Origin of the sequence: Burkholderia thailandensis E264 (genome assembly GCF_000012365.1) — a bacterium.
Lineage (GTDB): Bacteria > Pseudomonadota > Gammaproteobacteria > Burkholderiales > Burkholderiaceae > Burkholderia > Burkholderia thailandensis.
In genome coordinates, this window is sequence record NC_007651.1 from 2,229,260 (window position 1) to 2,252,865 (window position 23,606).

The following is a 23,606-nucleotide window of genomic DNA, read 5'->3' on the forward strand; positions in this document are numbered from 1 at the left end:
GCGCCCGCGCGTCGTGGCACGCGGCGCTTCGACGACGTCGACTCAACCCGAAAGAAGGAGATTGACCATGCTTTCCATCATCGTGACGTGGCGAAACCGCAACGAGCTGGCCGGTGCGTTGCCGGGGCTCGTCGAGACCGCGGGCCGGTTGAACGGCGAAGTCGTGATCGTGAACTTCGGCGGCGACCCGGATAGCCTTGCCCGCCAGCTCGATGGCTTCGAGGATGCGGTCCAGGTCGTCGAGCTGCGCGGCCAGCGCTATTTCCACAAGACGAAGGCGCAGAACCTCGGCGCGCACGCGGCCCGTCACGACATGCTGTTCTTTTGCGACTGCGACATCATCGTCGAGCCGGACGCGATCGTATCGCTTGTGCGCAAGCTCGACGCGACGCCCGGCGCGTTCGCAACGCTCAAGGGGGTGCGCGAGACCGAGCGGAACGCGCGGCAGGCGAAGAACGTCGTGCGCTTCGGCTATCGGCTGGACGTGAAGATCCGCAACGGCCGGGAGCTCGCGATCGTCGACAACGAGGAGGACGCGCAGGACGGCACGCGCCAGGCGCCCGGGCTCCTCTTCGTGAGGAAGCGCGATTTCCTGGCGGTGAACGGCTATAACGGGCGTCTGCACGGTTGGGGCTGGGAGGATCAGGACATGATCTCGCGGCTGACCTTGGGCGCCGGTCTCGTGCGGCACGTCGACGGCCACGCGCTGCACATCTCGCACGACGATCACGCACGCGTGTCGCAGTATCCGATGGAAAACCGCTGGGAAAGCCGCGACAGGATGTTCCGGCAGGCGCTCGCGTATTACGACGACGACGATTTCCTCGGGACGTACGCCGAGGACGTCGAGCATTTCGCGGCGGAGGCGGGCGTCGCCTGCTCGTGAGCGGCGCGCGCCGGGCCGCGGCGAAGCCGCGCGGCCGACTCGATCCGGCGCAGGCCCGGACGGCGAGCGGGACCGCCGCCGTCGCGTCAAGGCCATCGCGCCGCATGTGCTCAGAACCGGGGACCGGGACAATGAACGCAACGTTCGAACCATCCGCCTTGGGCAAGTCCGCCGGCGCGTCGTCGGGCCGGATGGGCCATCTCGACTGGCTCGAGGCCGAGTCGATCCACATCCTGCGCGAGCTCGTCGCGGAATGCAGCAAGCCGGCGCTGCTGTTCTCGGGCGGCAAGGATTCGGTCGTCGTGCTGCATCTCGCGCTGAAGGCGTTCGGGCTCGGCGCGAACCGCAAGACCACGCTGCCGTTTCCGCTCGTGCATATCGACACGGGCCACAACTACGACGAGGTGATCGACTTTCGGGACCGCCGCGCGAAGGAGATCGGCGCGCAGCTGGTGGTGGGCCACGTCGAGGATTCGATTGCGCGCGGCACGGTGGTGCTGCGCCGCGAGACGGATTCGCGCAACGCCGCGCAGGCGGTCACGCTGCTCGAGACGATCGAGCGGCACGGCTACACGGCGATGATCGGCGGCGCGCGGCGCGACGAGGAGAAGGCGCGCGCGAAGGAGCGGATTTTCTCGTTTCGGGACGAATTCGGCCAGTGGGACCCGAAGGCGCAGCGCCCGGAGCTGTGGAGCCTGTACAACGCGCGGCTGCACCGGGGCGAGCACCTGCGCGTGTTCCCGATCTCGAACTGGACGGAGCTCGACGTGTGGCAGTACATCGCGCGCGAGCGGCTGGAGCTGCCGTCGATCTACTACGCGCACCGCCGGGAGATCGTGCGGCGCAACGGGCTGCTCGTGCCGGTGACGCCGCTCACGCCGATGCGCGAGGGCGAGACGAGCGAGCAGGCGCTGGTGCGGTTCCGCACGGTGGGCGACATCTCGTGCACGTGCCCGGTCGAGAGCGACGCCGACGACGTGGAGAAGATCATCGCGGAGACGGCGGTGACGGAGATCACGGAGCGCGGGGCGACGCGGATGGACGACCAGGCGTCGGAGGCCGCGATGGAGCAGCGCAAGAAGCAGGGCTATTTCTGACGCACGCGAGGACATATCCATCATGAGCATCATCGAGAACAACGAAGACCTCGGCGTACTGCGGTTCATCACGGCGGGCAGCGTGGACGACGGCAAGAGCACGCTGATCGGGCGGCTGCTGTACGACAGCAAGGCGGTGCTGTCCGATCAGCTTTCCGCGCTGTCGCGCGCGAAGAACAAGCGCACGGTCGGCGACGAGCTCGACCTCGCGCGAGAGCCCGATTCGAGCGCTCGCGCGGGATCGGCGAGCCGACCGCCGCGCGACGCCGGCGGCGACGCCGAGCGAAACGGCGGCCGCCCGTTCGCGAAGCTTGAAAGGCCACTGCCGGGCAGGGCGCACGCGCCGGCCAGGCGCCTTTTCTCGGTCGGCAACGCGCCGGCCACGTTCGGCGAACTGGTCCAGGGACGCGAGCCGTCCTCCGGAAACGATTTTCTGATCACGCTTCCGATCACGTTGACGTCGACCGCCCGATTCTGCCGGTTCCGCCATTCCGATCGCCTGTATGTCTTTCCGGCGAGCAAGAAGAAGTCGCTGAAGGCGGCCACGCTCTTTCTCGAGCGGTTCGGCATCCGCACGGGCGGCGTCCTGCAGATCTGCAGCGACGTGTCCGAGGGCAAGGGGCTCGCGAGCTCGTCCTCCGACATCGTCGCGACGCTGCGCGCGCTCGCCGCGTGTTTCGACATCCCGCTTTCTCCCGCCGGCATGTGCGCGATCATCCGCGAGATCGAGCCGACCGACGGCGTGATGTTCGACGAATCGGTCGCGTTCTTCCATCGCAGGGTCGAGCTCGGCAAGGTGATGGGCAGGCTGCCGAAAATCTGCATCCTCGCGATCGACGAGGGCGGCATGATCGACACCGTCGAGTACAACTGCCATCGCTTCGAATTCTCCCGCGAGGAAGCGGACCAGTATGCGGCGCTCCTCGCCGACGTCGACGCGGCGATCTCGCGCAGCGACCTGCGGCAGATCGGGCGCGCCGCGACGCTCAGCACGCAAATGCACCAGAAGCGCAACCCGAAGCGCACGCTGCGGCAGCTCGAAGCGCTGATGCGCGAAGTCGGCGCGCACGGCATCGTCAACTGCCACAGCGGCACCTTCATCGGCCTGTGTTTCGATGCGTCGGCCCCTGACGCGCTCGACACGATCGCGCGCGCTGAGCGCACGCTGCGCGCCGCGCTTGGCCAACCCATCTCGCGATTCTTCACCAGGTGAGCTCATGACACACGACACTGCATCGAACAGGAAAACCCGGGAGAAAGTCTCCGATGCGATGGCCGAGCCGCGCATCGTCCAGCTCGCGCCGAATCTCTACGCGGTCGCGCTCGAAGTGATGAAGATCATTCCGGCCAAGCACATCATCGAGCAGGCGCTGCGCGACGGCCGGATCGATCGGGACACGCTCGTCGTCGAATCGTCGAGCGGCAATTTCGCGCTCGGCCTCGCGGTCGTGTGCCGCGAGCAGGGGCTCAGGCTGCGGATCGTCGGCGATCCGGCGATCGATCCGAAGCTGCGCGGGATGCTGCACAACCTCGGCGCGGAGGTCGACATCATCGAGAAGCCGGATGCGCTCGGCGCGTACCAGCGGCTGCGGCTCGCGCGCGTCGCGCAGTTGCTCGACGCGCATCCGAACGCATTTTGGGTGCAGCAATACGACAACCCGCGCAATCCCGACGCGTACCGTCCGCTTGCCGAGCGGCTGCTCGACGAGGTCGGCCCGGCGTTCGATCTCGTCGCGTGCGTCGGCTCGGGCGGCTCGTCGGTCGGCCTCGCGACGCACTTGCGACGGTGCAGCGAGCAGGTTCGCGTGACGGGCGTCGACACGTTCAACAGCGTGCTGTTCGGCTTGCCGGACGGCAAGCGCACGCTGCGCGGGCTCGGCAACAGCATCATGCCGAAGATCCTCGACCACACGCAGTTCGACGAAGTGCATTGGCTGACGAGCCCGCAGGCGAATCTCGCCGCGATCGAGCTGCATGCGCGACACGGCCTGTTCTGCGGCCCGACGAGCGGCGCGGCCTACCGGATCGCGAGTCACCACGCGGCGCGGCAGCCCGCGCGCAAGACGCTGTTCGTCGCGCCCGATACGGGCTATCGCTATCAGGACACGATCTTCGATGCGCACTGGCTGAAGGCGCACGACGAGATCGCCGGCGCGCCGTGCGCGGCCCCGCATCGCGTCGAGCGGCTCGATCAGGTCGATCCCGCGCGCGAGTGGGCCTGCATCGCATGGGGGCGCAAGTCGCTCGCCGAGCAGCAGGAGCTCGTCGCGCTCGACGCGTGACGCAAGGCGGCCGCGCCGCCCCGCCAGCATCCGCCCGGCGCCCGGAAGGGGCGTCCGGCTCCACCTTCATCGACGTTTCGCAGAGAACATGACGGGTATCTTTGTCTTCATCGAGAGCAACACGACGGGCACGGGCGAACTCCTCGTTCGCAAGGCGCTGCAACGCGGCCTCACGCCGTACTTCCTCACGGCGAATCGCGGCAAGTATCCGTTTCTCGACGCGATCCGGGTCGTGACGGTGTCGCTCGACACGAGCGACGCCGACCGGGTTCACGGCTTCGTGGCGTCGCTCGACGGCGTCGCGGGCGTGATGTCGTCGTCCGAATATTTCATCGAAGTCGCGAGCGAGGTCGCGCGGCGGCTCGGGCTGCCGACCGCGAACACCGAAGCGACGCGCATCTGCCGCGACAAGAAACGCCTGGCGGATGTGCTCGCCGAGCACGGAATCGACGCGCCGCGCACGCACGCGCTGTCGCTCGACGCGGAAGCGGACGCGGACGCGGACGTCGCGCCCGCGCTCGCCGGGCTGGCCTATCCGGTCGTCGTCAAGCCGAGAATGGGTTCCGGAAGCGTCGGCGTGCGACTGTGCGCGAACGCCGACGAGGCGGGCGCGCACTGCGCCGTGCTGCGCCGCGCGGGCACGCGCGCGGCGCTCGTGCAGACCTATGTCGAAGGCGACGAGTATTCGGTCGAGACGCTGACCATCGCGCGCAACACGCAGATCGTCGGCATCGTCAGAAAACGCCTCGGGCGCGCGCCGCACTTCGTCGAGATCGGTCACGACTATCCGGCGCCGTTGTCGAGCCCGCAGCGCGAGCGCATCGAGCGCACGGTGCTGCGCGCGCTCGACGCGGTCGGCTACACGTTCGGGCCCGCGCACACCGAGCTGCGCGTGCGCGGCGAGACGGTCACGATCATCGAGATCAATCCGCGCCTCGCGGGCGGCCTGATTCCGGTGCTGCTCGGCGAGGTGTTCGACGTCGACCTGCTCGATCACGTGCTCGACATGTGGCTCGGCGCGGCGGGGTTTGCCGATCTCACCGCGAAGCGCTACGGCGCGATCCGCTTCGCGCTGCCGGCGCGCGAGGGCGTGCTCGGCAGCGCGCTCGCGATACCGGCCGAGATCGCCGCGATGCCCGAGCTCCGGCATTTCCATCCGATCGCGCAGCCGGGCGACGCGCTGCGGCTCGAAGGCAGCTTTCGAGACCGCATCGCCGCCGTCGTGTGCGCGGGCGACGACCGCGAATCGGTCGAGGCGCTCGCCGATCGCGCGGTCGCCGAACTGTGCGCCGACATCGACGGCGACGCGCCCGCGCCGGCGGCCGCGCCGAACCCGGCGACGCCCGGCCTGCCTCCTCGCCTGCAGGAGATCGTCTATGGCGACGGCGCGGGCGACGCGCCGCTCGCGGAGCTCGACTATCTGTTCGATCTGAACGAAGCGCATCTCGTCATGCTCGGCGCGACGCGCTTGGTCGCGCTCGACCGGATCAGGCCGCTTCTCGACGCCCATCGCCGGCTGCGGCGCGCGGGCTACGCGCCGCTGCTCGCGCGGCCGAAGCCGCGGGGCCTGTACATGCTCGTCGAGGGATACCTGATCGAGACGCTCGGCGAGGGCGTCGGCGGCGTGCTGCAGACGGGCCGCTCGCGCAACGACATCAACGCGACGACGACGAAGCTGCATCTGCGCGACGGGACGTCGCGCGCGTTCGACGCGCTCTGGCGCTTGCGGCGCAGCCTCATCTTCAAGGCGTCGGCGAACGTCGATCGCGCGTTTCCGATCTACAGCCAGTATCAGCCCGCGCTGCCGGGCACGCTCGCGCATCAGCTGCTCGCGTACGACGACGCGCTCGCGAACGAGATCCACGCGCTGTTCGCGCTGTTCCAGCACATCGACGTCTGCCCGCTCGGCGCAGGCGCGGGCGGCGGCACGACGCTGCCGATCGATCCGGAGTTCGTCTGCCGGCTGCTCGGCTTCGAGCAGCCGGCGTCGAACAGTCTCGATGCGGTCGCGAACCGCAGCGGCGTCGTTCATTTCCTGTCGGCGATGAACGCGACCGGCCTCGTGCTGTCGCGTCTCGCGCAGGATCTGCAGATCTGGACAACGGCGGAGTTCGCGCTCGTATCGCTGCCGGCCGCGCTGACGGGCGGCTCGTCGATGCTGCCGCAAAAGAAGAACCCGTTTCTCGTCGAATTCGTGAAGAGCCGCGCGGGCGTGCCGTTCGGCGCGCTCGCGAGTTGCTCGGCGGCGCTCGGCAAGACGCCTTACACCAACTCGTTCGAAGCGGGCTCGCCGATGAACGGCCTGATCGCGCAGGCGTGCGCCGCGATCGAGGAGGCGGCGGCGGTTGCCGCGCTGCTGATCGACGGGCTCGAAGCGGCGGATGCGCGCATCGATGCGCATCTGAAGGACACGGGCGTGGTTGCGATGGCGGTGGCCGAGGCGCTCGTCGTTCGCCGGTCGCTCGATTTTCGCTCGGCTCATACGCAGGTCGCGCAAGCGGTGCGGGACAGCGTCGCGCGAGGGCGTTCGAGCCACGACGCGCTCGTCGCGCTCGATCCCGATTTCGCGTCGCGCGCGCCGCTGGACTGGGCGCGCAGCCATCGTTTCGGCGGCGGACCGGGCGCGGCCGATCTGAATCAGGGCGTCGCGCGCGCGTGCCGTGCGCTCGCCGACGACGAAGCCGCGTTTCGCCGCAAGCAGGACGTGTGGCGGGAAGCGGAGCAGATGCGGCGGCTCGCGGCGCAGCAGCTGGCGGGCGACTGATGCGGCCCGTGCGCGACCTCCGGACGTCGCGAGCGCGGCCGCCGAACCCGATGCGCCGGGCCGGCGGCCGGCGCCGCGACGCCGAATTCCGGACCGCGGGCCGATGCCGCCGAGCGCTCCGACCTCGACGAAGCGGCGCGCGAGCCGCCGCGGCTCGATCGACCGGGCGGCCGCTGCGTGGCGGCCGCGGTCGCCGCCGGCGCGATGGCTTGATCGTTTCCGTGTCTATCGTTAATATACGGTTCGTATATAAACCGTATAAATTCGAGCGATGGGAATAGTCAAGATATCCGACGGGATGCATGAGTCGCTGCGCCATGCGAGCGCCGCGTTGAGCCGGTCGATCAACGCGCAGGCGGAGCACTGGCTGCGTATCGGGATGCTCGCGGAATTGCATCCGGCGCTGACCTATGCGGAGATTTGCCGGCTGTTGATCGAGACGGAAATCCATGGCGACGAAGCGGCGCCGGCCGTCGACGCCGCGAGGAGCGCATGATGGCGCGTTCACGACACGTTCCGATCCGCACGCAAGCCGAGATCGCGATGGCGCGCCGCGCCGGCACGATGGCGGCGCGGGTGTTGGGCATGATCGCGCCGCACGTGAAGGCTGGCGTGACGACGAACGAGCTCGACCGGCTATGCCGCGAGTACATCGTCGACATCCTGCGCGCGCGGCCCGCGAACATCGGCTATCACGGGTATCCGAAGACGATCTGCGCATCCGTGAACCACGTGGTCTGCCACGGCATTCCGTCCGATCACGCATTGAAGGACGGCGACATCATCAATATCGACGTCGCGCTCGACAGCGACGGCTGGTACGGCGACACGAGCCGCATGTACTTCGTCGGCGAGCCGGCTGAGCCGGCTCGGCGTCTCGTCGATGCGACGTATGAGGCGATGATGGCGGGCGTCGCGGCGGTGCGCCCGGGCGCGACGCTCGGCGACGTCGGCCACGCGATCCAGAGCGTCGCGCATCGCGAGGGCTTCAGCGTCGTACGCGAGTATTGCGGCCACGGCATCGGCCGCATCTACCACGACGAGCCGCAAGTGCTCCATTACGGCCGTCCGGGCACGGGGCTGCGTCTCGCGCCCGGGATGATCTTCACGATCGAGCCGATGCTCAATGCGGGGCGCGCCGAAACGCGGCAGCTCGCCGACGGCTGGACGGTCGTCACGCAGGATCGCTCGTGGTCCGCGCAGTGGGAGCATATGGTCGTCGTGACGGAAGACGGCTTCGACATCCTGACGCCGTGGCCGGACGCAGCGCCCGAGCGGTCGCCCGTGACGGCGCGCGCGGCCGGCGCGCCCGAGCGCGGCTGAATCGGCCGTCGACTGGCGGCTCGGCGCGAGGGCGCGCGGCGCGCGGGCGTTTGCGAAGCGCGCGTGCGCATCGCATCGGCGCTCGCGCGCCGCGCGTCCGTCACTTCTTCCTGCGCGTGTCGCCCTCGAACGATCGCATCGTGTACGCGAGCACCGCGTGCAGCACTTCGCTGCGGCGCGCGGGCGTCGCCATCGCGCGAGCGACGAGCACCGCGCCGATCGCCGCGCATCCGAGCGTCCAGGCGGCTTCGTCGTCGTCGAGCGCGCTCGCGAGCGACGCCTGGAAGCGCTTGATCAGATCCTCGAACATCTTGCGGGTCGCGACATCGGCGCGCGCGATTTCCGCGCCGAGCGCGGGCACGGGGCAGCCGAGCTCCGGATGATCGGCGTGCGCGGCGCTCAGATAGCTTCGCAGCGCGGCGACGAGATCGTCTTTCGAGCGATTCTCGACCGTCGCGAGCACCTTCGACATCTCATGCTCGACGATCGCGTGCAGGAATTCCGGCTTCGAGCGGAATTGCGAATAGAACGCGCCCGTCGTCACGCCGGCTGCCGCGGTGAGCGCATCCATGCCGGTGTTCGCGAAGCCGTTGCGCTTTGCAAGCGCGGCGCCCGCCTCGACGAGGCGCGCCCGGCTGGCCTCCTTGTGTTTCGGTGAATAACGCATGTCCGTTCCGTTTTCGAGGCCCTGATCGATTTTCGAGGCTTTGTTCGATTGACGTTAATGGAAGTATAGAATAACGTCCGTTACGGTAACGATCGTTATCTATTCCTCACCATTTACCGATTCCGGCGGATGCGCTGGCGGATGGAGCATGCGATGGCAGTCGAAAAAAACGCCTGTATCTTGTGTTCGCGCAATTGCGGCCTCGTCGTCGAAGTCGTCGACGGCAAGCTCGGAAAGATCCGCGGCGACGATGATCATCCGGTTTCGAAAGGCTATCTGTGCCAGAAGGCCGCGCGTCTCACGCACTACCAGCATCACGGCGATCGCCTCACGCACCCGTTGCGCCGCGCGCCCGACGGCAGCTTCGTGCGCGTCACGTGGGACGAGGCGCTCGACGACATCGCGCAGCGCCTCGCCGTGCTGCGCGAGCGGCACGGCGGCGATGCGTTCGCGTTCGTCGGCGGCGGCGGGCAGGGCAATCACGTCGGCGGCGCGTACAGCCGGCAACTGCTCGCGGCGATGCGAAGCCGCTTCGCATACAACTCGCTCGGTCAGGAGAAGACCGGCGATTTCTGGCTCAACGGCCGGCTGTTCGGTCGTCAGGACTGCCATACGACAGAGGACGTCGAGCATGCGGACTACGTGCTCGTCATCGGCGCGAATCCGTACCAGGCGCACGGCATTCCGAACGCGCGAGACACGCTGCGCGACCTGAAGAAGGACCCGGCGCGCACGCTCGTCGTCGTCGATCCGCGCCGCTCGGAAACGGCCAAGCTCGCCGATCTGCATCTGCAGGTGCGGCCCGGCGCGGACGCGTATCTGATGAGCGCGATGCTTGCGATCATGCTGCGCGACGGGTTGATCGACCGCGAGTTCATCGCGCGGCGCTGCACCGGCTTCGAGTTCGTCGAGCGCGCGCTGCGCGACGTGCCGATCGCCGAGTACGCGCGCCGTGCGGACGTGCCGCTCGAGGACGTCGAGCGCGTCGCGCACGGATTCGCGACCGCGCGCGCCGCGTGCCTGCGCATCGATCTCGGCATCCAGCACACGCTGCACACGACGCTCAACGGCTATCTCGAAAAGCTGCTGTTCCTGCTGACCGGCAACTTCGGCAAGCGCGGCGGCAACAACCTGCATTCGTTCCTGTTGCCCGTCATCGGCCATACCGACGAGCGCGCGAGCCGCAACGGCAAGCAGCTCAAGCGGACCGCGCATCACCGGATGTTTCCGATCGCGGGGATCTATCCGCCGAACATCCTGCCCGACGAGATCGAGCTCGCGGGCGAAAAACGCGTGCGCGCGGTGTTCGTCGACAGCGCGAACCCGGTCGTCACGTACGCCGATTCGAACGCATACGAGCGCGCGTTCGGCAAGCTGGAGCTGCTCGTCGTGGTCGACGTCGCGATGACCGAGACCGCGCGCCTCGCGCATTACGTGCTGCCCGCCGCGTCTCAGTTCGAGAAGTGGGAGGCGACGGGCTTCAACCTCGAGTTTCCGGCGAACGCGTTCCATCTGCGCCATCCGCTGCTGCCGCCGCTCGGCGAATCGCTGGCGGAGCCGGAGATCTACACGCGGCTGCTCGAAAAGATGGGCGAGCTGCCGCGCCGCTTTCCGCTTCTCGAGCGCATCGCGCGGTACGAGCCGCGCGCGTCGAAGCATCTCGCCTACATGGGCGCGCTCGGCGTCGCGCTCGCGGCGAACAAGAAGTGGCGGCGCTACGCGGCGTCGGTCGCCTATCGAACGCTCGGCCGCGCGCTGCCGGACGCGGCGGCGGCGGCCGCGCCGCTGCTGCCGCTCGCGATGATGTATGCGCACCGGCATCATGCGGCCGTGCGCCGAGCGGGATTTCGCGGCAGTCGAGCGATGCTCGGCACGGCGCTTTTTCGCGCGATTCTCGAACGGCGCTCGGGCACGTTGACGAGCGTTCACGAGTTCGACGAAATGTGGCGCTTCATCCGCCACCCGGACGGCCGCGTGCATCTGCACATTCCGGAGATGATCGACGAGTTGCGCGCGCTCGAGACGCACACGCCGCCCGGCGCCGACTATCCGTTCGTGCTGATGGCGGGCGAGCGGCGCGCGTACAACGCGAACCAGATCTATCGCGACCCGGCATGGCGCAAGGTCGATCCGCACGGCTCGCTGCGGATTCATCCGGACGACGCGGCGGCGCTCGGCGTCGCGGACGGCGGCAAGCTCGTGTGCGCGTCGGCGACGGGCAGCATCGAAGTCGTCGTCGAGCTCGACGACAGCGTGCGGCGCGGGATGGTCACGTTGCCGCACGGCTATGGGATGCGCTATAAGGGCGGGCCGCCGATCGGGCCCGAGCTCAATCGTCTGACGTCGGGCGCGCATTGCGATCCGCTGTCGCGCACGCCTTATCACAAGTACGTGCCGGTGCATTTGCGCGTCGTCGATACGCCGGTTGCCGGGCCCGCGACCGTCGAAGCCGAGCCGGCTTGATTGCGCGCGCCGTCGCGCGCGGGCGCCTCGCCGGCGGACATCGCGTGGGGCGCGGTTGTCCGCGTGCCGGAGCGCGCGGCGCGGCCCGCTCGGAGCAGGCGCTGCGTCGCGCAGGCGCGGCGGATGGGCATGCGCGTCGCGCGATCGCTCCGCCGGCTGGCCTTTCGACGCCCTGCGCCGCGTTCGCGTCCGATTTCCCCGGTCGGTTCGCTGGTCCGGCCGCGCATGCGGGCCGGGCGATCGGCGAGGCGTTCGTCGATTCGCCGCAGCGACGCGCCGGCGGCCGGGCCATGCCACTGTCCGGTTCTCGGGCTTTTCCCTTCCGCCTCGTTCGCCGCGCTCGCCGCGGCACTCGTGTTGCCGCCTCGTCGCAACCGGCGGGCCGCCCATCCGGCCGCCTCGGCCCGAATGTAACCAATAGTTAGCCCGCCGATGCGGCTGCGATGCAGCGCATCAGTTCTTACAAAGTGGAAATATGCGGCGCGGACGGTTCCCGCTATAGTCGAATCCAACGAATCAACCAGAAGGGGAGTCCATGAAAACCTTGCGTGCTGCCTCGTTCGCGGCCGGCTTCGCCGCGCTGCTCGTATCCGGCGCCGCGCTGGCGGGCGTCAGTGTCGGCATCAACGTCGGCGTGCCCGCGCCCGTCTACGTCGCTCCGGCGCCCGTCTACGCGCCGCCGCCGCCCGTCGTGTATCAGCCGGCCCCCGTCTATGTGCCGGCGCCCGTCTATGGGCCCGCGCCGTCGATCGTGATCGGCTGGCACGGCGATCGTTACTGGGATGGCCGCCGCTACTGGGGGCGTGACGAGTGGTATCGCCATCGCGGCCGGGATTGGGACCGCGGCCACTGGGACAACGGCCGCCACAACGGCTGGCGCCACTGATTCCGTGGCCGGCCGCGCGACGGCCGGCAAGCGGCGCGACGCCGGTTTGCGTCGCCTCGCCGCGCCGCGTCGCGTGCCGCCCGCCGGTTTCATGGCCCCATGAAAAAACCGCCCGGGGCAAGGGCGGTTAGGACATCCGGCGAACCCCGCGCTTTCGCGAGTGCGGGGTTCGTTTTTTCTCGGCGCCGGGCGAGGGTGCTCGAAGGCGCGGGCCCAAGCCTGCGCCGCGCCGGCGCGCTTACTCTTCGAGGCCGGCCATTCCGCCCACCACCGCGTTGAAGCCCGAGTCGACGTGCATGACTTCGGCCGTGACGCCGCTTGCGAGGTCCGACAGCAGGAACGCGCCCGCGTTGCCGACCTGCTCGATCGTCACGTTGCGCTTGAGCGGCGAGTTGCTTTCGACGAAGTCGAGAATCTTGCCGAAGCTCTTGATGCCGCTCGCCGCGAGCGTCTTGATCGGGCCCGCCGAGATCGCGTTCACGCGCACGCCCTTCGCGCCGAGCGACACCGCGAGATAGCGGACGCTCGCTTCGAGCGCCGCCTTCGCAAGGCCCATCGTGTTGTAGTTGGGGATCGCCCGCTCCGCGCCGAGATACGAGAGCGTGAGCAGCGATGCGTCGTTCGACAGCATCGGCAGCGCGGCCTTCGCGAGCGCGGGGAAGCTGTATGCGGAGATGTCGTGCGCGATGCGGAAGTTCTCGCGCGTGAGGCCGTCGAGGAAGTCGCCCGAGATCGCCTCGCGGGGCGCGAAGCCGATCGAGTGGACGAGGCCGTCGAGCGTGTCCCAGTGCGTCTTCAGCGACGCGAAGAGCGCGTCGATCTGCGCATCGTCGGCGACGTCGCACGGGAATACGAGCTCGCTGCCGAACTCGGCCGCGAACTCGGTGATGCGATCCTTGAAGCGATCGCCGACGTAGGTGAACGCCAGCTCGGCGCCTTCGCGCTTGCACGCCTTGGCGATGCCGTAAGCGATCGAACGGTTCGACAAGAGGCCCGTCAGCAGAATGCGTTTACCATCGAGAAAGCCCATGAATTCTCCTATGTGTGGCGTCCGCGCCCGCATGGTCGGCAGGCGGCGGCTGGCTGTAACCGGTTGCGAATGGGTAGAATTCTCTCACATCGCCATCCTCGAACGACTGCCGACACCTCCATGACGATCGGTTCGCCCCGGGCCCGCCGGCCGCGACCGCCGCGACGCGCGGCGACATCACAACAGGCCGCGCAAGCCCCCGCGCCGCAACGGGCGGCCCGCGCGCGCGCCGCGCTCGCGCGCTTTGCACGCCGCACGGCGGCGCTCGTCGCGCTCGCGCTCGCCGCGGCGCCGGCGGCCCACGCCGTCTATGCGATCGCGCAGTACGGCGAGCCCAAGTATCCGCCCGGCTTCAAGCATTTCGACTACGTGAACCCGGACGCGCCGAAGGGCGGCACGCTCGTGCTCGCGAACCCGAACCGGCTCACGACGTTCGACAAGTTCAATCCGTTCACGATGCGCGGCAATCCGGCGCCCGGGATCGACCTGCTGTTCGAGAGCCTGACGACGGGCAGCGCCGACGAACCCGCCTCCGCGTACGGGCTGCTCGCGGACGACATCGCCATCGCGCCCGACGGGCTGTCGGTCACGTTCCATTTGAACCCGCGCGCGCGCTTCTCGAACGGCGATCCCGTTACCGCAGCGGACGTCAAGCATTCGTTCGATACGCTGAAGAGCCCGCAGGCGGCGCCGCAATACCCGGCGTACTACGCGGACATCACGCGCGCGGTGATCGTCAATCCGGAGACCGTGCGCTTCGAGTTTCGCCGCAAGAACCGGGAGCTGCCGCTGATCGCGGGCGGCATCCCGGTGTTCTCGAGCAAATGGGGCCTGCGGCCGGACGGTTCGCGCATCCCGTTCGACCAGCTCGCGTTCGAGCAGCCGATCGGCAGCGGCCCGTACCTGATCGAGCGCTACGACACCGGCCGCACGATTACCTACCGGCGCAATCCCGCCTACTGGGGCGTGTCGCTGCCCGTGCGGATCGGCACGAACAACTTCGAGCGCATCGTCTACAAGCTGTACGGCGACGGCGTCGCGCGGCTCGAGGCGTTCAAGGCGGGCGAATACGACGTGCTCGTCGAGTACATCGCGCGCAACTGGGTTCGGCGCGATGTCGGCAAGCGCTTCGACAGCGGCGAGCTCGTCAAGCGCGAGTTCCGCCAGCACAACGGCGCGGGCATGCAGGGCTTCTTCATGAATCTGCGGCGGCCGTTGTTCCAGGACGTGCGCGTGCGCCACGCGCTCGATCTCGCGTTCGATTTCGAGTGGCTGAACCGGCAACTCTTCTATGGCGCCTACACGCGTCTGAACAGCTACTTCGCCGATACCGACCTGCAGGCGACGGGCATGCCGGGCGCGGGCGAGCTCGCGCTGCTCAATCCGTTGCGCGCGCAGCTCGACGCGGCCGTGTTCGGGCCGATGACCGTGCAGCCGAGCACCGATCCGCCCGCGTCGCTGCGCGCGAACCTGCTGAAGGCGCGCGCGCTGCTCGCCGATGCCGGCTGGACCTACCGCGACGGCGCGCTGCGCAACGCGAAGGGCGAGCCGTTCGTGTTCGAGATCCTCGACGATTCGGGCTCGGCGTTCGAGGCGGTCGCCGCCGCGTACATCCGCAATCTCGCGAAGCTCGGGATCGTCGCGAAATACCGGACGGCCGATTTCGCGCTGCTGCAAAAGCGTCTCGACGCGTTCGACTACGACGTGACGACGGTTCGCTACCCGGGCGTCCAGGTGCCGGGCGCCGAGCAGGTCGCGCGCTTCGCGAGCCGCTACGCGGACGAGCAGGGCTCGGACAACCTGATCGGGCTCAAGTCGCCCGCGGTCGATGCGATCCTGAAGGCGCTCACGCAGGCCGAGACGCGTCAGGAACTGCTCGACGCGACGCACGCGCTCGACCGCGTGCTGATGCACGGCTACTATGCGGTGCCGCAGTGGTACAGCGCGACGCACCGGATCGCGTTCAAGCGCACGCTTGCCTATCCGTCGACGCTGCCGCTGTACTATTCGGCGGAAGGCTGGGTTGTGTCGACGTGGTGGGCGAAGCCCGAGCATGGCACCCCCGCGCGTTAGCCCGGCCGCGCGGATCGCGCACGCCTTGAAGTGCGGCGCGAAGTGCGAAGCGACGAGCGGCCGTCCTGCGCCGCGCCGATTGACGAAACCGTTCGAACACGCCCGAATGAGCCTATGTGGAGCTACATCCTCAAACGTCTGCTGCTGATGATCCCGACGCTCGTCGGCGTCTTGACCATCACGTTCGCGGTGATCCAGTTCGTGCCGGGCGGCCCCGTCGAGCAGGCGGTGCAGGAGCTGCGCAAGGGCGCCGAGCGGGGCGGCGCGCCGTTCGGAATGCGCTCGTACACGGGCGTCGACGCGCAGCAGCTCGCGCAGCTCAAAGCGCTGTACGGGTTCGACAAGCCGCCCCTCGAACGCTACTGGCTGATGCTCAAGCGCTTCGCGCGCTTCGATCTCGGCGACAGCTACTTCCACCACCAGAGCGTGTGGTCGCTCGTCGTGTCGAAGCTGCCCGTGTCGATCAGCATCGGCGTGTGGACGTTCCTGCTCACTTATTTGATCTCGGTGCCGCTCGGCATCGCGAAGGCGGTGAGGAACGGCTCGCCGTTCGATTTCGCGACGAGCCTCGTCGTGCTCGTCGGCTACGCGATTCCGGGCTTCGTGCTCGGCGTGCTGCTGCTCGTGCTGTTCGGCGGCGGCTCGTTCTGGCAGATCTTCCCGCTGCGCGGCCTCACGTCGGACAACTTCGCGCAGCTCAGCGTCGCCGGCAAGATCGCCGATTACCTGTGGCACATCGCGCTGCCGATCACCGCGTCGGTCGTCGGCAGCTTCGCGGTGATCACGATGCTGACGAAGAACGCGTTCCTCGACGAGATCCGCAAGCAGTACGTGCTGACCGCGCGCGCGAAGGGGCTCGCCGAGCGCACCGTGCTGGGCAAGCACGTGTTCCGCAACGCGCTGCTGCCGCTCGTGGTCGGCTTTCCGGCCGCGTTCATCGGCGCGTTCTTCACGGGCAGCCTGCTGATCGAGACGCTCTTCTCGCTCGACGGGCTCGGCCTTTTGTCGTATGAATCTGTGATCCGGCGCGACTATCCGGTCGTGCTCGGCACGCTGTACATCTTCACGCTGATCGGCCTGGCGACGAAGCTCGTGTCCGATCTCTGTTACGTGTGGGTTGACCCGCGCGTTCAATTCGAGCAACTGGAGCGCTGATTTGAGCCGACTCGCCGTCTCTTCCCGGATCGACGCCGCGCGCGCGCGGGTGTCGCCGTCGCCCGCGCGACGCGTGTGGCTGCGCTTCAGGGAGCAGCGCCTCGGCTACTGGAGCCTCGTGATCTTCGTGATCGCGTTCGCGGCGAGCCTGGCCGCGCCGCTGTGGTCGAACGACAAGCCGATCGTCGTGCGCTACGACGGCCAGTTCTATTTCCCGCTCTTCAAGAGCTATCCGGAAACGACGTTCGGCGGCGACTTCCCGACACCCACCGACTACCTCGATCCGTACGTGCGCGGCAAGCTCGACGCGCCGGGCAACTTCGTGCTGTATCCGCCGAACCGCTATTACTACGACACGCTCAACTACTTCTCGAAGCGCCCGAACCCGGCGCCGCCGTCGCGCGAGAACTGGCTCGGCACCGACGCGCAAGGGCGCGATCTGCTCGCGCGGCTCGTCTACGGCTTTCGCGTGTCGGTCGAGTTCGCGCTGATCCTGACGTTCATCGGCACGCTGCTCGGGATCACGGCGGGCGCGGTGCAGGGCTTCTTCGGCGGGCGCATCGACATCGTCGGCCAGCGGCTCATCGAAATCTGGAGCTCGATGCCCGAGCTGTATCTGCTGATCATTTTCGCATCGGTGTTCGAGCCGAGCTTCGTGCTGCTGATCGTGCTCCTGTCGCTGTTCGGCTGGATCGGGCTGTCGGACTACGTGCGCGCGGAGTTCCTGCGCAACCGCACGCAGGATTACGTGCGCGCCGCGCGCGCGATGGGCCTCACGAACTGGCAGATCATCTGGCGCCACGTGCTGCCGAACAGCCTCACGCCCGTCATCACGTTCCTGCCGTTCAGGATGAGCGGCGCGATCCTCGCGCTCACGAGCCTCGACTTTCTCGGGCTCGGCGTGCCGCCGCCGACGCCGAGCCTCGGCGAGTTGCTCGCGCAGGGCAAGGCGAACCTCGACGCGTGGTGGATCTCGCTCGCGACGTTCTGCGTGCTCGTCGCGACGCTGTTGCTGCTGACGTTCATGGGCGACGCGCTGCGCAACGCGCTCGACACGCGGATCGCGGACACGACGCGCGCCGCCGGAGGCATTCGATGAGCGCCGTGCGGACCGCGGGCGGCCGCGTGCCGGCGTCGCCGCACGAGCCGCTGCTGTCGATCGAACGGCTGCGCGTGCGCTTCGGCGGCACGCTCGCCGTGGACGACGTGTCGTTCGCGATCGGTCGCGGCGAGCGCGTCGCGCTCGTGGGCGAATCGGGCTCCGGCAAGAGCGTGACCGCGCTGTCGATCCTGCGCCTGTTGCGCGACGCCGATGTGAGCGGCGCGATCCGCTTCGCGGGCGAGGACCTCGCCGAGAAGAGCGAGCGCGAGATGCGCGGGCTGCGCGGCGCGGACATCGCGATGATCTTCCAGGAGCCGATGACGGCGCTCAATCCGCTCTTCACGGTCGGCGAGCAGATCGGCGAGACGATCGAGCTGCACGACGGCGTGTCCAAGCGCGACGCGCGCGAGCGGGCGATCGCGCTCCTCGCGCGCACCGGCATCGACCGGCCGCGCGAGCGCGTGGACAGCTACCCGCACCAGTTGTCGGGCGGCCAGCGGCAGCGCGCGATGATCGCGATGGCGCTCGCGTGCCGCCCGCGCCTGCTGCTCGCCGACGAGCCGACGACCGCGCTCGACGTGACGATCCGCGCGCAGATCGTCGAGCTGCTGCTCGAGCTGCAGCGCGACGCGGCGGCCGAGCGCGGGATGGCGGTGCTCCTCATCACGCACGATCTGAATCTCGTGCGGCGCTTCGCCGAGCGGGTCGCGGTGATGGAGAAGGGCAAGCTCGTCGAGTGCGGGCCGGTCGAGCGGATCTTCGACGCGCCCGAGCATCCTTACACGCAGCGCCTGTTGCACAGCCGGCCGCAGCGCACGGTGTCGCCCGTGCTGCCGATCGCGCCCGTCGTGCTCGACGCGCACGGCGTCACCGTGCAGTTCAAGCAGAAACTGCCGGGCTTCGAAGGCTGGTTTCGCTCGGGGCGTTTCACCGCGGTGTCGGACGCGAGCGTATCGGTGCGGCAAGGCGAGACGCTCGGGATCGTCGGCGAGTCGGGCTCGGGCAAGTCGACGCTCGCGATGGCCCTCCTCGGGCTGCAGCGGCTCGCGCGCGGCGACATCGAATTCGAGGGCCGCTCGCTCGCGAGCTTTCGCGGGCGCGAGCGCATCGCGCTGCGCGCGAACATGCAGGTGGTATTTCAAGACCCCTTCAGTTCGCTTTCGCCGCGGCAGACGATCGAGCGGATCGTGTCCGAGGGGCTCGAGCTTCATCGGCCGCAGCTCGCGGCCGACGCGCGCCGCGACAAGGTGGCCGCGGTGCTGCGCGAGGTCGGTCTCGACCGCACGGTGCTGCATCGCTATCCGCACGAATTCTCGGGCGGCCAGCGCCAGCGGATCGCGATCGCGCGCGCGCTGGTGCTGGAGCCGCGCGTGCTCGTGCTCGATGAGCCGACGAGCGCGCTCGATGTGTCGATCCAGCAGCAAGTGTTGAAGTTGCTGTCGAATCTGCAACGAAAGTACAACCTCGGCTACGTGTTCATCAGCCACGATCTGGAGGTGATCGGCGCGATGGCGCATCGGGTGGCGGTGATGCAGGGCGGATCGATCGTCGAGACGGGCGATGTCGAGCGAATCTTCACCGATCCGGTGCATCCTTACACGCAAAAATTACTGAAAGCCGTTCGTTAAGTCGGATGAATCTGAATGGTGCACGAAGTTTGATTGAAATTATCAATTCCTTTTGACAAACAAATACTTCGTGGCTAGTATCGACCGAAATTTTTCCGCCAATCAGCTGATTTTCCAGCGCAAATCCATCGACCAATGCAGCACCGATATCTGACCCAGGCTTGTACGCGCGTCGTCGCCGGGATGTTCGTCGGCGTTCTGATCGCTGCAGCTCCCGGCGCGTTCGCCGACGAAGTCAGCAGTTCCAGTCAGAATGCGATCAGTTCGGCTCAATCGGAGCCGGCTTCCTCCTCCCAGAATCTCCAGCAGGTCAGTGCCGCGACGCCCGCGAAGAGCCAGGGTGGCGCGAAGGCGTTCCTGTCGGGCATGGCCGGCAAGGCGGGCGACGTCGTCGTCGGCGCGCTGAACATGATCGGCGTGCGCTACCGCTGGGGCGGCAACACGCCGGATTCGGGCCTCGATTGCAGCGGCTTCGTCCGTTATGTGTTCCAGGACACGCTCGGCATGTCGCTGCCGCGTCGCGCGGAGGAAATGAGCCGCGTCGGCGAGAAGGTGCGCATGAGCGAACTGAAGCCGGGCGACCTCGTGTTCTTCAACACGATGCGCCGCACGTTCTCGCACGTCGGCATCTATATCGGCGACAACAAGTTCGTGCACTCGCCGTCGACGGGCAGCACGATCCGCGTCGACGATCTCGACAGCAGCTACTGGGAAAAGCGTTTCACCGGCGCGCGCCGGATCGAGACGCAGTTCTCGACGAAGCCCGACGATCTGCGCCAGCGCGTGAAGGCGACGATCGGCGACGGCGGCGTCGGCGCGAGCGCGAACGGCAGCAACTGAGTCGCGCCCCGATTGGCGCCGGCGGATGCCGGTGTGCCCAAGCCCCGCTCTCCGACGGAAGCGGGGCTTTTGCTTTTGGGGGCCGTATTCTCGATGTGACGTGACTCGGCACGCGCGTCGGAGGGCGGCGTTCGGCGGTGTGCGTGAAGGCTCTTCGACGCAAGCCGGCGTCAGGCGGCCTCGCGGCGTCAGGCGGCCTCGGTCGACGAGCGCGCGGCCGCGAGCTTGCGCTGCAGTTCCGGCATGATTCGCGCGACCGCTTCCTCGCCCGCGAGGATCGCCGCGTTGCGCCGATTGAAGTCGCTGCCGCCCATCGCGGCGAGGTTCGGGCGGATCACGACGTCGGCGTACTTGTCGAGTTCATAGGTCTTGATCGTCTGGCCCATGATCGTGAACGTCTGCAGCAGCATCTCGATCGGATTGCCGGTTGCCGCGCCGTCCGGGCGCGCGGAGATGTCGACCGCGATCACGAAGTCCGCGCCCATCTTGCGCGCGAACGACGCGGGCACGGGGCTCACGAGCCCGCCGTCGACATATTCGCGAGCGCCGATGCGCACCGGCTCGAACACCGACGGCACGCTGCACGACGCGCGTACCGCGAGCCCCGTGTTGCCGCGCTGGAACAGGATCGGCTGGCCGCTCTTCAGATCGGTCGCGACGATGCCGAGCGGCTTGGTCATCTTCTCGATCGGCCGGTTGGCGAGCGTCTGGTTGATGAAGTTCTGCAGCGCGACGCCTTGCAGCAGGCCGCGGGAGCGGAACGGCGTCGCCCAGTCGCTGATCGACGCTTCGTCCATCGTGAGCGCGAGCTTGTTGATTTGCAGCGCGCTCATCCCCGACGCGTACAGCGCGCCGACGACCGAGCCCGCGCTCGTGCCGGCGACGAGCTCGACTGCAATCCCGCGCGCCTCGAGCGCCTTCAGCACGCCGACGTGCGCGAAGCCGCGCGCCGCGCCGCCGCCGAGCGCGATGCCGACCCTGATCGGCTTTTCGCGCGGCTGCGGAGGGTTCGCGCTCGGGGCGGCGCCCGTCGTCGGCTTCGTGCCGGTCGACGTGCAGGCGGCGAGGGCGGCCGACGCGCAGGCGAGCGTGAACGCGCGGCGGGACAAACGGGGGGACGACATCGGCTCGATCTCCAGCGGGGAGCCGCGCGCGGCCTCGATGGGCGCGCCGCGCGCGGCGAAGTTCCAGCGGCCGCGCCGACGGTGTCGGACGGCTGCGCGCGGCGCCGGCATGGCGGCCGCAGCGCGCACATCATAAAGCAACTGGCCGCGTGCGCACGAAAGTCGGGGGCGCGAGACGGTGCGATCGTCGGCCGAAAGGACGATGGGCAATTCGGGCGGACTTCGGCGAGGATGGCGGCATGCCGGGTTCGCGTACGGTTCGTGGATTGCTTTGGAGCGGCTGCGCCTGACGGACCTGGCCGGGCGCGCGAGCGGGCCGCCCCAAGTGGCGCGCGACGTGCCGTGCGGCGCGGGCCGAGTCGCACAGGCAATGCGCGCGAGGCGGGCACCGGCGCGGTGCGGCGCAGACGCAGACGCAGACGCAGACGTCGCGCGGCCTTGCCCCGCGCGACGAGGAACCGCGGCGCGGCGAGTATAATTCGTGCTCTTTCCGTTCCGGTCGCGTGCACCCCCGGCAATGCCGGGCGGCGTGCGCCGCCGCGTCGTTTCAATTGATGCGCCGCTTGAGGCGTTCGAGCTATCGTTTATGACCCGTCCTGTACGCACCCGTTTTGCGCCGAGCCCCACCGGCTTCATCCATCTCGGCAACATCCGATCCGCGCTTTATCCGTGGGCGTTCGCCCGCAAGATGAAGGGCACGTTCGTGCTGCGGATCGAGGACACCGATGTCGAGCGTTCGAGCCAGGAGGCGGTCGACGCGATCCTCGAAGGGATGGCGTGGCTCGGCCTCGATTACGACGAAGGCCCGTACTATCAGATGCAGCGGATGGATCGCTATCGCGAAGTGCTCGCGCAGATGCAGGAGAAGGGCCTCGTCTACCCGTGCTACATGTCGACCGAAGAGCTCGACGCGTTGCGCGAGCGCCAGCGCGCGGCGGGCGAGAAGCCGCGCTACGACGGCACGTGGCGCCCGGAGCCGGGCAAGGTGCTGCCCGAGCCGCCCGCCGGCGTCGCGCCCGTGCTGCGCTTCCGCAATCCGCTGACAGGCACGGTGGCCTGGGACGATGCGGTGAAGGGCCGCGTCGAGATCTCGAACGAGGAACTCGACGATCTCGTCGTCGCGCGTCCCGACGGCACGCCGATGTACAACTTCTGCGTCGTCGTCGACGATCTCGACATGGGCATCACGCACGTGATCCGCGGCGACGACCACGTGAACAACACGCCGCGCCAGATCAACATCCTGCGCGCGCTCGGCGGCGAAGTGCCGGTGTACGCGCACTTGCCGACCGTGCTCAACGAGCAGGGCGAGAAGATGAGCAAGCGTCACGGCGCGATGAGCGTGATGGGCTATCGCGATGCCGGCTATCTGCCTGAGGCGGTGCTCAACTATCTCGCGCGCCTTGGCTGGTCGCACGGCGACGCGGAGATCTTCACGCGCGAGCAGTTCGTCGAATGGTTCGACCTCGAGCATCTCGGCAAGTCGCCCGCGCAGTACGACCATAACAAGCTGAACTGGTTGAACAACCATTACATCAAGGAAGCGGACGACGCGCGTCTCGCCGGGCTGGCGAAGCCGTTCTTCGCGGCGCTCGGCATCGACGCCGGCGCGATCGAGCAGGGGCCGGACCTCGTAAGCGTGATGGGGCTGATGAAGGACCGCGCGTCGACGGTGAAGGAAATCGCGGAGAATTCGGCGATGTTCTACCGTGCGCCCGCGCCCGGCGCGGATGCGCTCGCGCAGCACGTGACCGACGCGGTGCGTCCGGCGCTCGTGGAGTTCGCGGCGGCGCTGAAGACGGTCGAATGGACGAAGGAGGCGATCGCGGCCGCGCTGAAGGCCGTGCTCGGTGCGCACAAGCTGAAGATGCCGCAGCTCGCGATGCCGGTGCGCCTGCTCGTGGCGGGCACGACGCACACGCCGTCGATCGACGCGGTGCTGCTGCTGTTCGGCCGCGACGTCGTCGTGTCGCGTATCGAGGCGGCGCTCGCGTAAGCGCGCGGTACGTTTGCGGGGCGGCGTCGGTCGAAGTAGCGAGCCGATCGAATGCGCGTACGCGGCCTCGCAAAAAATTTTGCTCGAGACACAAATAGGGTATTTACAAACCTCAGAACCGTCTCTACAATCTCGCTTCTCTGTTGTTCAGCAGTCAACGAGACACGGGGGTATAGCTCAGCTGGGAGAGCGCTTGCATGGCATGCAAGAGGTCAGCGGTTCGATCCCGCTTACCTCCACCAGTTGAACGCAGAGTGAGTGAAGTTCGTGAAGCATTGAGTGACAGAAAA

General features: G+C 68.2%; 19 protein-coding genes and 1 tRNA gene. 16 read left to right on the top strand and 4 right to left on the bottom strand.

Going from position 1 to position 23,606, the window contains the following annotated elements:
* Positions 1 to 67 precede the first annotated feature (67 nt).
* The 7 genes from BTH_RS22270 to map all read left to right on the top strand — a co-directional run bounded on the left by BTH_RS22270 (position 68) and on the right by map (position 8,352).
* The gene (locus BTH_RS22270) at positions 68 to 886 is read left to right on the top strand and encodes a glycosyltransferase family 2 protein (RefSeq protein ID WP_009890331.1); all 819 of its coding nucleotides are present in this window, start codon (positions 68 to 70) and stop codon (positions 884 to 886) included.
* A 131-nt stretch (positions 887 to 1,017) separates the two neighbouring features.
* Positions 1,018 to 1,983 (top strand): sulfate adenylyltransferase subunit CysD, encoded by a 966-nt coding sequence (cysD, locus tag BTH_RS22275; protein ID WP_009890333.1) that lies wholly within the window; start codon positions 1,018 to 1,020, stop codon positions 1,981 to 1,983.
* A 22-nt stretch (positions 1,984 to 2,005) separates the two neighbouring features.
* Positions 2,006 to 3,196 carry a kinase gene (locus BTH_RS22280; protein WP_009890335.1) on the top strand — a complete coding sequence of 397 codons (1,191 nt, stop codon included), beginning with the start codon at positions 2,006 to 2,008 and terminating at the stop codon, positions 3,194 to 3,196.
* 4 nt (positions 3,197 to 3,200) lie between these two features.
* Positions 3,201 to 4,265 (top strand): cysteine synthase family protein, encoded by a 1,065-nt coding sequence (locus tag BTH_RS22285; RefSeq protein WP_025369312.1) that lies wholly within the window; start codon positions 3,201 to 3,203, stop codon positions 4,263 to 4,265.
* A gap of 88 nt (positions 4,266 to 4,353) precedes the next feature.
* The gene (locus tag BTH_RS22290) at positions 4,354 to 7,029 is read left to right on the top strand and encodes a lyase family protein (protein ID WP_009890338.1); all 2,676 of its coding nucleotides are present in this window, start codon (positions 4,354 to 4,356) and stop codon (positions 7,027 to 7,029) included.
* A 271-nt stretch (positions 7,030 to 7,300) separates the two neighbouring features.
* Positions 7,301 to 7,525 (top strand): ParD-like family protein, encoded by a 225-nt coding sequence (locus BTH_RS22295; RefSeq protein WP_009890341.1) that lies wholly within the window; start codon positions 7,301 to 7,303, stop codon positions 7,523 to 7,525.
* The gene (map, locus tag BTH_RS22300) at positions 7,525 to 8,352 is read left to right on the top strand and encodes a type I methionyl aminopeptidase (protein WP_009890342.1); all 828 of its coding nucleotides are present in this window, start codon (positions 7,525 to 7,527) and stop codon (positions 8,350 to 8,352) included. The genes BTH_RS22295 and map overlap by 1 nt, the downstream gene beginning before the upstream one ends.
* A 100-nt stretch (positions 8,353 to 8,452) precedes the next feature.
* Here map and BTH_RS22305 read toward each other — a convergent pair whose 3' ends face one another.
* The gene (locus BTH_RS22305) at positions 8,453 to 9,019 is read right to left on the bottom strand and encodes a TetR/AcrR family transcriptional regulator (RefSeq protein WP_009890343.1); all 567 of its coding nucleotides are present in this window, start codon (positions 9,017 to 9,019) and stop codon (positions 8,453 to 8,455) included.
* 129 nt (positions 9,020 to 9,148) lie between these two features.
* Between BTH_RS22305 and BTH_RS22310 the strand changes: the two genes are divergently transcribed.
* Complete coding sequence (locus BTH_RS22310) at positions 9,149 to 11,482, top strand: molybdopterin oxidoreductase family protein (protein ID WP_025404097.1); 2,334 nt, start codon at positions 9,149 to 9,151, stop codon at positions 11,480 to 11,482.
* Here the strand turns inward: BTH_RS22310 and BTH_RS34605 are convergent.
* Positions 11,401 to 11,994, bottom strand: coding sequence for a hypothetical protein (locus tag BTH_RS34605; RefSeq protein ID WP_162473139.1), 594 nt, complete (start codon positions 11,992 to 11,994; stop codon positions 11,401 to 11,403). The two genes, BTH_RS22310 and BTH_RS34605, sit on opposite strands and share 82 nt — an antisense overlap.
* Positions 11,995 to 12,017: 23 nt before the next feature.
* On the opposite strand from BTH_RS34605, the gene BTH_RS22315 reads away from it, so the two are divergent.
* Complete coding sequence (locus BTH_RS22315) at positions 12,018 to 12,368, top strand: hypothetical protein (RefSeq protein ID WP_009890345.1); 351 nt, start codon at positions 12,018 to 12,020, stop codon at positions 12,366 to 12,368.
* Between the two features lie 238 nt (positions 12,369 to 12,606).
* On the opposite strand, the gene fabI is transcribed toward BTH_RS22315, so the two are convergent.
* Positions 12,607 to 13,398 (bottom strand): enoyl-ACP reductase FabI, encoded by a 792-nt coding sequence (gene fabI / locus BTH_RS22320; protein WP_009890347.1) that lies wholly within the window; start codon positions 13,396 to 13,398, stop codon positions 12,607 to 12,609.
* 120 nt (positions 13,399 to 13,518) lie between these two features.
* Between fabI and BTH_RS22325 the strand changes: the two genes are divergently transcribed.
* The 5 genes from BTH_RS22325 (at position 13,519) to BTH_RS22345 (ending at position 20,196) form a co-directional block, all read left to right on the top strand.
* Positions 13,519 to 15,471, top strand: a complete 1,953-nt coding sequence (locus BTH_RS22325) for an extracellular solute-binding protein (protein WP_009890350.1) — start codon at positions 13,519 to 13,521, stop codon at positions 15,469 to 15,471.
* Positions 15,472 to 15,585: 114 nt separating this feature from the next.
* Entirely contained in the window at positions 15,586 to 16,626 is a 1,041-nt protein-coding gene (locus tag BTH_RS22330) for a microcin C ABC transporter permease YejB (protein WP_009890352.1), read from the top strand.
* Position 16,627: 1 nt separating this feature from the next.
* Entirely contained in the window at positions 16,628 to 17,725 is a 1,098-nt protein-coding gene (locus tag BTH_RS22335) for an ABC transporter permease (RefSeq protein ID WP_009890354.1), read from the top strand.
* Complete coding sequence (locus tag BTH_RS22340) at positions 17,722 to 19,356, top strand: ABC transporter ATP-binding protein (protein ID WP_009909122.1); 1,635 nt, start codon at positions 17,722 to 17,724, stop codon at positions 19,354 to 19,356. Before BTH_RS22335 ends, BTH_RS22340 begins: the two co-directional genes overlap by 4 nt.
* Before the next feature lie 135 nt (positions 19,357 to 19,491).
* Positions 19,492 to 20,196, top strand: coding sequence for a C40 family peptidase (locus BTH_RS22345; RefSeq protein ID WP_009890359.1), 705 nt, complete (start codon positions 19,492 to 19,494; stop codon positions 20,194 to 20,196).
* 188 nt (positions 20,197 to 20,384) lie between these two features.
* Here the strand turns inward: BTH_RS22345 and BTH_RS22350 are convergent, their stop codons facing one another.
* Positions 20,385 to 21,431, bottom strand: a complete 1,047-nt coding sequence (locus tag BTH_RS22350; RefSeq protein ID WP_009890360.1) for a patatin-like phospholipase family protein — start codon at positions 21,429 to 21,431, stop codon at positions 20,385 to 20,387.
* A gap of 475 nt (positions 21,432 to 21,906) precedes the next feature.
* Between BTH_RS22350 and gltX the strand changes: the two genes are divergently transcribed.
* Complete coding sequence (gene gltX / locus BTH_RS22355; RefSeq protein WP_009890362.1) at positions 21,907 to 23,316, top strand: glutamate--tRNA ligase; 1,410 nt, start codon at positions 21,907 to 21,909, stop codon at positions 23,314 to 23,316.
* 166 nt (positions 23,317 to 23,482) lie between these two features.
* A tRNA-Ala gene (locus tag BTH_RS22360) sits at positions 23,483 to 23,558 on the top strand.
* Positions 23,559 to 23,606: the final 48 nt, after the last annotated feature.

Coding starts and splice junctions, on each gene's coding strand:
- BTH_RS22270 (WP_009890331.1), top strand. CDS start 68: ATGCTTTCCATCATCGTGACGTGGCGAAACCGCAACGAGCTGGCCGGT.
- cysD (WP_009890333.1), top strand. CDS start 1,018: ATGAACGCAACGTTCGAACCATCCGCCTTGGGCAAGTCCGCCGGCGCG.
- BTH_RS22280 (WP_009890335.1), top strand. CDS start 2,006: ATGAGCATCATCGAGAACAACGAAGACCTCGGCGTACTGCGGTTCATC.
- BTH_RS22285 (WP_025369312.1), top strand. CDS start 3,201: ATGACACACGACACTGCATCGAACAGGAAAACCCGGGAGAAAGTCTCC.
- BTH_RS22290 (WP_009890338.1), top strand. CDS start 4,354: ATGACGGGTATCTTTGTCTTCATCGAGAGCAACACGACGGGCACGGGC.
- BTH_RS22295 (WP_009890341.1), top strand. CDS start 7,301: ATGGGAATAGTCAAGATATCCGACGGGATGCATGAGTCGCTGCGCCAT.
- map (WP_009890342.1), top strand. CDS start 7,525: ATGGCGCGTTCACGACACGTTCCGATCCGCACGCAAGCCGAGATCGCG.
- BTH_RS22305 (WP_009890343.1), bottom strand. CDS start 9,019: ATGCGTTATTCACCGAAACACAAGGAGGCCAGCCGGGCGCGCCTCGTC.
- BTH_RS22310 (WP_025404097.1), top strand. CDS start 9,149: ATGCGCTGGCGGATGGAGCATGCGATGGCAGTCGAAAAAAACGCCTGT.
- BTH_RS22315 (WP_009890345.1), top strand. CDS start 12,018: ATGAAAACCTTGCGTGCTGCCTCGTTCGCGGCCGGCTTCGCCGCGCTG.
- fabI (WP_009890347.1), bottom strand. CDS start 13,398: ATGGGCTTTCTCGATGGTAAACGCATTCTGCTGACGGGCCTCTTGTCG.
- BTH_RS22325 (WP_009890350.1), top strand. CDS start 13,519: ATGACGATCGGTTCGCCCCGGGCCCGCCGGCCGCGACCGCCGCGACGC.
- BTH_RS22330 (WP_009890352.1), top strand. CDS start 15,586: ATGTGGAGCTACATCCTCAAACGTCTGCTGCTGATGATCCCGACGCTC.
- BTH_RS22340 (WP_009909122.1), top strand. CDS start 17,722: ATGAGCGCCGTGCGGACCGCGGGCGGCCGCGTGCCGGCGTCGCCGCAC.
- BTH_RS22345 (WP_009890359.1), top strand. CDS start 19,492: ATGCAGCACCGATATCTGACCCAGGCTTGTACGCGCGTCGTCGCCGGG.
- BTH_RS22350 (WP_009890360.1), bottom strand. CDS start 21,431: ATGCCGGCGCCGCGCGCAGCCGTCCGACACCGTCGGCGCGGCCGCTGG.
- gltX (WP_009890362.1), top strand. CDS start 21,907: ATGACCCGTCCTGTACGCACCCGTTTTGCGCCGAGCCCCACCGGCTTC.